Origin of the sequence: Microcystis sp. M083S1, from assembly GCF_020246405.1 — a bacterium.
Lineage (GTDB): Bacteria > Cyanobacteriota > Cyanobacteriia > Cyanobacteriales > Microcystaceae > Microcystis > Microcystis aeruginosa_C.
Map to the genome: position 1 here is coordinate 19,161 of NZ_JADBTB010000074.1, position 11,018 is coordinate 30,178.

General features: G+C 41.2%; 6 protein-coding genes and 1 pseudogene. 2 read left to right on the forward strand and 5 right to left on the reverse strand.

Going from position 1 to position 11,018, the window contains the following annotated elements; translation table 11 throughout:
* Window positions 1-28: 28 nt before the first annotated feature.
* The 3 genes from IM450_RS07075 to IM450_RS07085 all read right to left on the reverse strand — a co-directional run bounded on the left by IM450_RS07075 (window position 29) and on the right by IM450_RS07085 (window position 4,470).
* Window positions 29-2,080, reverse strand: a complete 2,052-nt coding sequence (locus tag IM450_RS07075) for an FAD-dependent oxidoreductase (protein ID WP_287670244.1) — start codon at window positions 2,078-2,080, stop codon at window positions 29-31.
* A gap of 243 nt (window positions 2,081-2,323) precedes the next feature.
* On the reverse strand, window positions 2,324-2,887 hold the full coding sequence (locus tag IM450_RS07080; RefSeq protein ID WP_287670246.1) for a Uma2 family endonuclease: 564 nt from the start codon (window positions 2,885-2,887) through the stop codon (window positions 2,324-2,326).
* 56 nt (window positions 2,888-2,943) lie between these two features.
* A complete protein-coding gene (locus tag IM450_RS07085) occupies window positions 2,944-4,470 on the reverse strand; it encodes a bifunctional aminoglycoside phosphotransferase/ATP-binding protein (protein ID WP_287670248.1) in 1,527 nt (508 codons plus the stop codon).
* Window positions 4,471-5,751: 1,281 nt separating this feature from the next.
* Between IM450_RS07085 and IM450_RS07090 the strand changes: the two genes are divergently transcribed.
* Entirely contained in the window at window positions 5,752-7,566 is a 1,815-nt protein-coding gene (locus IM450_RS07090) for an EAL domain-containing protein (RefSeq protein ID WP_287670250.1), read from the forward strand.
* 275 nt (window positions 7,567-7,841) lie between these two features.
* The gene (locus tag IM450_RS07095; RefSeq protein ID WP_002740086.1) at window positions 7,842-8,843 is read left to right on the forward strand and encodes a phosphoribulokinase; all 1,002 of its coding nucleotides are present in this window, start codon (window positions 7,842-7,844) and stop codon (window positions 8,841-8,843) included.
* A 52-nt stretch (window positions 8,844-8,895) separates the two neighbouring features.
* Here IM450_RS07095 and IM450_RS07100 read toward each other — a convergent pair whose 3' ends face one another.
* Window positions 8,896-9,609, reverse strand: a complete 714-nt coding sequence (locus IM450_RS07100) for a response regulator (RefSeq protein ID WP_287670252.1) — start codon at window positions 9,607-9,609, stop codon at window positions 8,896-8,898.
* 1,248 nt (window positions 9,610-10,857) lie between these two features.
* A pseudogene (locus IM450_RS07105) lies at window positions 10,858-11,018 on the reverse strand (RNA-guided endonuclease InsQ/TnpB family protein); the annotation flags it as partial.

Below are 11,018 nucleotides of genomic sequence, written 5' to 3' on the forward strand. Positions count from 1 at the left end.
ACCAACAAACTTTTTCAGCAGACCCTAATTAATACCAATTATCCATCGACCGGAAAATTGAGGCATCGGGGAACACAGTGGGATTACCACTAGCGTCGATTTTTTGCCGTAATTCTCGCAGTTGTTTATTGCCGATGAGAAAATCACTTTCTACTAATTGATAGGGCAGTACATTATTATCTAAAGCATACACTGCCGTGATGCCAGCAGCTACCCCAGAAGACCACTCGAAGGAATGGACACGATAGGCGGCCGCGGCAATATGACTGAGAGCGATACTTTTACCCGCTATCAGTAAATTATCGATTTTTTGGGGAATTATAGCCCTTAAAGGTATCTCAAAAGGATAAGCTTGGCCCTGTCCCTGTCTTTCTCCTGCTTTTTCTGTATTACCCGGTTTTTCGGGGGGATGTTCCGTCATGCAGGGATGAAAATCAATCGCATAGTGACCGATACCGACGGAATCGGGGTAAATGGTAGAGCGCTTGCGTTTAACGGCCTGATCGGGGGATAATGTGCCATCAAGTACGGAAAATCCCTCTAATCCTGCCAAGGTGGCAATTAAGCGCCGATATTCTGCTGGAGAAAGATTTTGACGATAGAAATCGCTTTGAAAATTTTGTCGGGAAATATCGATTTCTGTGACGGTAAAACCAGTGGGGAAAGTCAGGGAAGGACGACCGATAATCCGTCTTGCTTCCCGAATATAGGGATATTTTGACAAACCATGGGCAGTTCCCATGGGAGAATCAAAACCAGACAGATAACGGTTATTCAAATGGGGAACTTTTACCCCGTCCCCTAACTGGGAATCGGTGATCCCTTCTACTAACCAATAATAGTAGGAAATGGCGTGTTCTTCGCCCCTTGCGAGGGTTTCTGTGCGTAATCCTCCCATCCATCCCCCCGGAGATAACTGTCCTAACTCTTGCAACTGTTCACGGGTGTAGATAAAGTTATCCTTGGCAGTCCCCGGACGATAATCATTTCCCCAGGTCCAATTCTGCATGGAAATGTCCCCCGGGACGGGTTCGGTAAAAGTAATTCCCCCAAAGGTTTTCTCTTTACCCAGTTGTGGACTCCAGATACGACGATAGGTGAAAACTAGGTCAAAATCGGCTAATCGCGGCAATTCATAGCTAAAATAGGGGGCGTAGCGTTCATAATAAACGGGTTTCTCGTGGGTTTGTGGTTTTTCTGTTTCCTCCATGGCAAAGGTATAGGTAAAGCCTTGGGTACAGTAGGGGTCGCCAGTGACGCTAGAGGAAGAAGGTTCGAGATAACTGCGCTTATCGACCCCTAAACGGTAGGGAATATCTGATAATCCGATGATTTCCCCGGTTTCGGTCGCTTCAATCACATACCAATCTGCTAATTGATTCGGTTGGGAGGATTTGGAGACAAAACGGAGGATTTTTTTATCAAAACGGGGAGAATTTTCGTAGCGATAGATATCCTCCATTTTTTGCGATAAAAACTCGGTATTTAGGGGAGGAGTACCTTTTGCGGGACTATGTTGAATAGCAATTACACTGGTAATCTGTTGACCGGTGCCGCGATTGGGTAAAGTTTCAATATTTAATTCTTTGACTACCGTGGAGGGAAACCATTTCAGGGTTCCTTTGCCTTTTTTGGCAGCATCTTCTAACTGTTGAAATAATAATTTATGTCCATCAAAAGGGAAAAAACAAGACCCACTTACCCAACATTCCCCGGGGTTGCGTTTGCCGTAATGCTTTCTAATTCTTTCCCTAAATTCTAGATAACCTTTCGGGAAAAATAATTTTTCTCTTTGTGTGCGTCTTTCATCTAACGCTGAGGTTCCTTGAGAAGATATCTGTCCCCCCACCCAGTCGGTAATCTCGGTTAAACAGACGGTTTTTCCTAATAATAAAGCTTCGTAGGCCGCACCGGCACCGGCTAAACCACCACCCACCACCAGAATATCACAGCCGACGGTTTGATCCGGTTCTCGCGGAGGGGCTGCTAGGGTAAGGGGAGTGAAAGCTTGTAGGAGAAATAATCCCAGAGAGAGGGATTTAAGAGGAGTAAAGTGATGATTGAAAATTTTAGGGGACATTATTGACAAATATCAATGTTGTGACTGAGAGTTTCCTCTTTATTTGAAGAAGTAGCCAGAGAATCTGTTCCTGAAATCCTGATGGTTTTTTTTGGCGATATTGAGAACTTTGTAGCTTGATGCCGGCTTTTCAAAGATTATACACCTTCAAGCTGACAATCGATCGCTTTTCTGGAAATGTCTTGACAAAATAGAGATAGCCTGATTCGGTGTCATTCCCTTTGTTATTCCCTGTAATCCTTCCTAAGTTAAATGCAAAACAAATCCGGGTAAGACATCTTCCCCGGATAAAATCGCAGGTAAATTAATAATTTCCACACCGTCATTTAGTCGGTAGATTTCCACCTGCTGCTGTTGAGGATTAATCAACCAACCCAAACGTAAACCACTGGCTAAATATTCGCGCATCTTTTCGCGTAAAGAGGTTAAGGAATCAGTACGAGAACGTAATTCAATCACAAAATCAGGACACAAAGGGGGGAACTTTTCTCGCTCTTCTGCGCTTAAAGCTTCCCATCTCTCCCGTTTTATCCAAGCAACATCAGGAGAACGATAGCCTCCCTTTGGTAAACGAAAAATTGTCGAAGAACTAAACACCTCACCAAGTTGAGTTTGCTCGTTCCATACCCCCACTTTAACAATCAAATTAGCTTCCTGTTTACCAGTATTTCCACCCACGGGAGGCATAATTAATAATTCTCCTTTTTGATTACGTTCTAAATTCCATGTTTGATTGTCCTGACAGAGATGATAAAATTGTTCATCAGTCAAATTAACTGTCTCTAGATTTAACACTACAGTTTCCATCGCTTCTCCTTCTTGCTACTTTATAAGAATGGCTATATCATTGGGTGCATCTCAACCTATTTACCTAATTGACTCTCTAAAAATTCTGGACAATTGGGGTTAGTAGTGTCTAGGGAAATTAGATAGGGTTGTTCTTTTTCATTAAAAGGTTCTGTTTGCTCAATTTGGGCATTTAAAACCTCGATATTAGCGTCAGAAATATCACCTTTTCTAGCGGCAATCCGTTGTTTTAAAACTTCTATCGGTGCGTGACAATGGACAATATGAAAAGGAATCTGTAAATTTTGGGCATAGGTTAATAAGGGTTCTCGCCAAGCATATTTATCGTAGCGTGCATCGAGAATAACCGGATAACCTAAAGTTATTAAAATTCGGGCTAATTCCGCCAGTCTAGCGAAGGTTTTTTGACTCATTTCGAGACTATATATGTCTAGACTTCCTGTTTGATTTAAGTCAATTCCAGCCAAATGTTTGCGAACTGCATCGGAACGAATCTGAATAGCATTAAGATTTTTAGCAATTACTTTCCCTATGGTACTTTTACCCGATGCAGAAAATCCCGACATCAGAATTAATCTCGGTTTCTGCGGTTGTGTGTAATGCCAAGCTAATTGATAATAATCCTGTGCATTGGCTTTAATTTTCTCGGAAAAAGTGTCACCATCAAGCAGAAAACTATTGACTTTTGCCCTCACATATGCTTGTCTGGTCAGGTAGAGAGGCAAGACTTTTAACCCCTCCCAGTCGGCGGTTTGTTCTAAATAAGTATTGACAAATAAATTAGCGAAATCTTCTCTCCCTCTAGCGGTTAAATCCATCGCTGTAAAAGCAATATCATACATGACATCAACGAAGCGAAAAGATTCATTAAATTCTATGCGATCAAATAATTGTATTTCTCCCTGCCACTGACAGATATTATTTAAATGTAAGTCGCCGTGACATTCGCGAATCATCCCTTTTATTTGTCTTTCTTCTAACCAATCTCGGTGTTCTGCGAAGAATTTATCTGTATAAGCTTTTGTTTCATCGTATTGTTTTTGGGTTTGGACAAAATTAATATATTTCTCGGTTTGTTGGTAGTTTTCATCAAAAGCTTGTTTAATAATTTCCAAATTGCCAAATTTAGTAATATAGGAATTAGTCACAGCTTGCCGATGAAATTGCGCCACTTTTTCAGCCAAAGATTTTATAGCTTTTTCCGTTAGTTCTCCCCGTTCAAAAATTTTACTCAGTAAACATTCTTGGGGAAACTGATTCATTTTTAAAATGTATTCGATCGCCCTTCCTTCTCCATTTAAACTTATGCGACCCTGTTGATCATTAATTGACAAAACTTCCAGATAGATATTAGCGGCAACTTTTTTATTTAACTCTAGTTCCTGTTCTAGATAATATTTTCTCTTTTCTAAAGTGGAGAAATCTAAAAAATTATAATTAACCGGTTTCTTGACTTTATAGGCATAATCTCCTGTCAAGAAGATAATGGAAGCATGGGTTTGGATAATTTCAACGGGAATTTTGACAGAATGAGGATAAAAGTCGGGATTTTTTAATTCTTCGATTAATTGGTTGCTATCCATAGCAAGAACTCCTCTGGGGTGCATCTTATTTTTGTAAATCTACTAAGTTGGGATTTTTAAAGGGAACCCCTCGGTTAAAATTGGGCGTTATTTCTGATTTTAAGTAGGTAGGTGTTAAAAGTTGTCAGATGCCCCCCTTATTAAGGGGGGATTAAGGGGGGACTAAGGGGGGATCGGCACCCCCCTTATTAAGGGGGGACTAAGGGGGGATCGGCACCCCCCTTATCAAGGGGGGCAGGGGGGATCGGCACCCCCCTTATCAAGGGGGGCAGGGGGGATCGAACCTAAAATCCATTTTTAATTTAATTATAACCAGCTACTTATCACTCAATCTTTGACTCTTGGGGGATTCTACCCCCCAAACCCCGTTGGTGAGGACAGGACTGTGAGTACAGGTCGCGCAGTTTCAGATGTCCGTGCAGGAAGTACCTCTTCCAAACGCTGGAAAGCATTAGCTTGACAAGTGGGATGCTGACACTTGGGCATACATTTGTACCAGTTTAAGGATCACTGATAAGTAGTCGTGCAAAATTAATTTCCTAGTCGAGACTCCGAGACTCCGAGACTCCGAGACAGCTATCAGGGATCAGATTTGAGTTTTTAGTTCACTGTTTACTGATCACAGCAAAAAGCGTTCAACTGACGGCTTAGATGTGTAATTAATTTTGCTTAGGTACTTAATTGCTGATTGTCGGTAAACTGTTGACTATCTAAATTACTCGTTAAGACTGCATGGGAGCGGGGTCAGCTTTAAGCGAAGGAATTAGGGTTACAGTTAGCTGGAGATAATTTTGGCACCGGCTATTCCTACTTAAGTTATATGGCTCTCTTATTCTTTGTGTGATAGGTTTAACTTAATATAGAAGCGATCAATCTTTGTGTCCTTTGTGTCTTTGTGGTTCGTTCCAGTCGCTCACTAGCAGGACTGTGTCTTAGAATATATTTTACCCACCAAACCCAAGAGAGCCGTTATAATTATAAGTCCCCCCCCCAAGAGTTTGAAGATCGATCGAACTCTTATCCAATATTTACCATCAAAAACCAAGCATTGAGCCATGTCAACGACTATGATCAGCCTAGGGCAGAATTTGAAGAAGTACAAGGATTTTGGTTTACCCAGGCCTTGAAACCAGAAGATGTGACACAATTACTGTTAAGTAACAGTTCCGAATCACACCTAACACTTTATTCAGAAGATAAATTAACTTCAAGACGAATAAGCCATGACTTTTGAGGGATAATATTAACTTATATTTTTAGTTTTGTCGAGGTGCCGAAAAAATGATTAATAGTTCATCTAATTCCCGTTATCTCCTCATTGTGGAAGATCCTCAAGGTAGAAGAACAATTCCCCTAGAAGAAATGAAATATTCTCTCGGACGTAAGTCCGATAATCAAATTGTTCTTCGCTCCAAACACGCGTCTCGCTATCATGCGACTTTAATTAAAAAGAGTATTGATCGCCAAAAATTTTCCTATTGGATTCTTGATGGTGATTTAGAGGGAAATAAAAGTCATAATGGCATTTATGTCAATGGGTCTAAATGCTTAGTTCATGAATTAAAAGATGGTGATTTAATTAACTTTGGCTGTGATATAAATGCCAGTTTTCATTTAATAGCCAGTCAAGAAAAAATAGAGCAAGAACCATTTAAAAGTCTAGGATATTCACAAGGGAAAATGACGGAAAATGAAACCCATTCTAGCCCGAATGACCTCCATGCAAAAAGTACCTTAATTCTCCATCAATCCCCATCCAAAATCATTAGTTTTGATAGCAAGATTCAAGAGGAATATTCTTCGGTTGTTCTCACGGATTTACCTAACCGTTCTCTCTTTAATGAATATCTCTCAAGTGCTATTAATAATGCCCAGAAAAATAATAAACTGATCGGACTGTTATTAGTGGACGTAGGGCGGCTAAGAAATGTCAACAATAAACTAGGTTATCGACTGGGAGATAAACTATTAAAAATCTTAATTGAACGTTTAAGAAAAAGTTTGCGATTAGAGGATATGGTCGCCCATTGGAGAGGGTATGAATTTATTATCTTGCTGCCACAAATTAATGCTGCTAATGATTTAGAAAAAGTTAGTCAAAGAATTATTAAAACCCTAGAAAGTAATTACGAAATCGAAAATCACTCCCTAGTCGTGCGATTAAGTTTAGGTTCAGTTATCTATCCCACCGACGGCACAGACAGGAAAGTCATATTACAGAAACTGGAGGAAAATTTAGTAGCAGTCAAGAATAATATAAATAATAACTCCCAGATAGAGTCAGTTAATGTTCACCCCAAAAATAATCGTAGTTCTAAAGTTGAATATTTTCTCTATCAGGCAATGAGAAATAATGAATTAGCTCTTTACTATCAACCGCAAGTTAATATTACTCAGGGGCAAGTGGAAGGATTAGAGGTATTATTGCGCTGGTTACACCCTCAATTCGGATTAATCGCGCCTAATCGTTTTTTACCCTTAGTCGAAGAAAGCGAGTTAATCCTTGAGCTTAATCGTTGGGTGCTAAAAAATGCCTGTCAACAGGCACAAATATGGCAGCAGCGAGGGTTATTATACACTCCCATCTCGATCAATCTCTCCCCACACCAATTGCGCGATCCCCAGTTGTTCACCACCCTAAAAGAAGTCTTGACTGAAACCAAAATCGGGCCTTTCTTTCTGGAGATGGAAATAACCGAGACAAGTTTACTGGAAAATAGCCGCGAAACTGGTCGAATTCTTGGGGATTTGCAGAAATTGGGTATTAGTATTACCCTCGATGATTTTGGCAGCGGCTACGCTTCAATCGCCTATCTCGGTCAATTTCCCGTGAAAAAACTGAAAATAGAGCAATCCTTAACGAAAAAACTGACTAATGCTCCCCAAGATACCCGTTTTATCTCGTCATTGCTGGCGATAGCGAAAAGTTTTAACTTAATAGCAATCGCCAAGGGAGTAGAAACCCAACAACAATTAGAAATCCTGCAAGAATTAGGTTGTGAGAGAATGCAAGGCAATCGCATCAGTTGCCCCCTAGCAGTGGAGGAAATGACTACATTTCTCCACACCCACCGCACCCTCTCAGTTGGGGATTAGGAGTCAGGAGACAGGGGAGAGGAGACAGCTTTTGTGTATTCTCCCCACTCCCCAATTCATAATTCATAATTCCCACTGATAACTGATTTTGGTCACTGATTCCGGTATGATCTGAACAGATTATCTAGTATCAAATACCTACTCATTCTAGCGTGAGGCTCTTGCCAAACCTGTCAGCAGCAGAAATTTGTGGCGGCGGGGTACTGCTGGATCCAGAGTCTGGTTTAATTACATACTATAGGGTTAACAATTAGTTGTGTATTTAGAGGGAAACTATGGCCAATAAGCCAGAGCGCGTGGTTCTAATCGGTGTAGCTGGGGACTCCGGTTGTGGGAAATCTACTTTTTTACGTCGTTTGACCGATTTATTCGGGGCCGAGTTTATGACAGTGATCTGTTTAGATGACTACCATTGCCTCGATCGCAAACAGAGAAAAGAGGTGGGTGTCACCGCACTCAATCCGAAAGCGAATAACTTTGACCTGATGTACGAGCAGATTAAAGCTCTCAAGGGAGGTCAAGCCATTAATAAACCTATTTATAATCATGAAACGGGGATGATCGATCCCCCCGAAATCATCGAACCGAATAAGGTAATCGTGATCGAGGGACTACACCCCTTATATGATGAACGAGTCCGGTCCCTATTAGATTTCAGCGTTTATCTCGATATTAGCGATGAAGTCAAAGTTAACTGGAAAATTCAACGGGATATGGCCGAGCGCGGTCACACCTATGATGATGTGATGGCGGCCATTAATTCTAGAAAACCCGATTTCAGTGCCTATATCGATCCCCAAAGACAGTACGCTGACGTGGTGATTCAAGTGCTGCCCACCAAATTACTTGAAGATCACGAAAGTAAATTACTGCGAGTCCGTTTAATCCAGAAAGAAGGGGTAGAAAACTTTGAACCCGCTTATCTGTTTGATGAAGGTTCCACCATCGATTGGCGGCCCTGTGGTCGTAAATTGACCTGCACTTATCCCGGTATTAAACTCTACTATGGTCCAGATGGCTTCTTGGGCAATGAAGTGTCGATTCTGGAACTAGATGGTCAATTCGATAACCTAGAAGAAATGATCTACATCGAAAGCCATTTGAGCAAAACTGGCACTAAATACTACGGTGAAATGACCGAATTACTGCTCAAACACAAGGATTATCCCGGTTCCACCAATGGTACGGGTTTATTCCAAGTATTGGTCGGTCTCAAAATGCGTGAAACCTACGAAAAACTAATGGCAGCCGAAGCAAAAGTGGCAGCGTCAGTCTAATTTCTAGTTTTCACCGAACTGGCATCCTATATGGTTAGGATGCCGGTTTTTTTTAATCCACTAATCCCGATCGCAGGGCCAGCACTGCCGCTTGAGTGCGATCATCCACAGAGAGTTTATTTAGGATATTGCGGACATGGGTTTTCACCGTGCCGATGGTGATATAGAGTCGCTCGGCAATCTCGGCATTACTACAACCGGCGACAATCAGATCGAGAATTTCTAGCTCTCGTCCCGTTAGGGGCGCATTTTCCAATAATTGACGATATTCTGGGTCAAGGCCGTGAATTGCCACTGTTTTCGACCTAGCAGCCCCACCCACGGGAACTGTTTGGCGCACTTGTTTCAGGATAATATTGGCGATCGCTGGGTCAAGCCAATGATTGCCTTCGTGGGTGGAATAAATCGCCTCGATTAACTTATCAATACTAATATCCTTCATACAGTAGGAATCGGCCCCAGCAGCAAAAGCCGCTAAAACCTGTTCTTGGATTTTGTGCATGGTTAGCATGAGGATTTTCGTGGCCAGGGGGTCTTCGCCCCGATTTTGTTTGAAGCGTCGCACTAACTCGATCCCATCGATCATGGGTAAACCTATATCGATGATCGCCACATCGGGTTTAGTCTCCTCTAGCAGTTTCAGTCCCTGTAATCCACTGATGGCTTCTCCCACCACTTGAATACCTTCCCGATGCTGGAGAGCCACGACTAGGCCCATGCGCGTTAAATCGTGATCTTCTACAACGATAACCCGCACTTTATCCATATTTTTTGACCAGTTTTGCCGAAGTAAGTGATGATTTGATAATTTTGGCTTTTCGATTATTCGAGCCGCTCATTAACATTGACTTCACTCTTTTACTCCTTCTCTGAATTCCGCTTTCTTATTCTTCATTCGGCAATCCCCTTTTTCCGGTTGATTTTATTGATACTTACTAAAAGCAGAGATGGCAAATATACTTAGCCTCCCCTAAAATATACTCAAATCTACCCAAATCACCCAGAATTTTCTGCTTTAATTATTTCTTTATAATATCATACAAATCTCGATTATGCAAGGATTTGGCTTTTCTGGTTTCTGTGTGGAAACGAGGCCTATACTGATAGTTGATTTATTCACCAAAATAGCCCTAAAAGTCTTTCCCAGTAAACATTTCAGAATTTGATCGGCAAAAATTATTACACAAAGTCGAGAAGAGCCAAGATAATTTTAAGAAGAATATATCTTTGAGCTGCTTGGATTTTCATAGAATAGAACCAAGCTCTGGTTTAATTAATTTTTTAGCCTATTGGGACTTAGGCATTTTCGTCCAAAAAAGGATACATTTGGAGAATCATTGGGACTTAGGCATTTTCGTCCAAAAAAGGATACATTTGGAGACTCATTAAGTAGTCGTGCAAAATTGATTTCCTAGTCGAGACAGGAGACGGGGGACGGGGGACAGCTAAGTAGTCGTGCAAAATTGATTTCCTAGTGAAGATAGGGAAGAGGCAAGAGGTGGTTAGATATGTGTAATTAATTTTGCTTAGGTACTTAGGATTATTAACTGAATAATAGTATTTAACCATAGACAAAAGTAAATACTAATTATTATCTTCATTGATGTTATCGTTATACGCATTTCGGTCTATTTGTCAATACCGATCTTACCCATTTTCCTCTTGGCCGTAACCTCAAATTTGATTGAGGCGGAATTTTTCCCCACTGTGCCAATGGATATTCTCATTTTGAAACGATTTTGCGTTGTTTCAGCGATCTAGAGATTCGTTAAGAATTATTAACCCCTCTAGGTGCAAGGGTTTTAATGTCATGAAACCTTAAAATGAGAATTGCTACTGTGCCAATGGATATATAGCGGTTTTCAGTCTAATAAGGTATAGTAAATCCCTTGATAGATAGGCGTTTCAGCGTTTCAATCGGGACTCACTTCTGTGAAAACCGCTATAAACAAATAAAAATGGTGTCAGTGGGGAAAAAACTCACCCCTAGGATTCCTTTGACATACTCCCACCGTCAAGCTACGCTGTGACGGGGGATTCTTTCCACATTGCTGTTAGAAATTCCTTGTTCAACGAGACAGCTTAGATTCTCAATGTCTCCATTAAGAATCCAGAGGCCGGACTCTCCCAAGGCGTTTGGGTCGGTTTCTGTTTGCCCAACAGTACCGTTGAGAT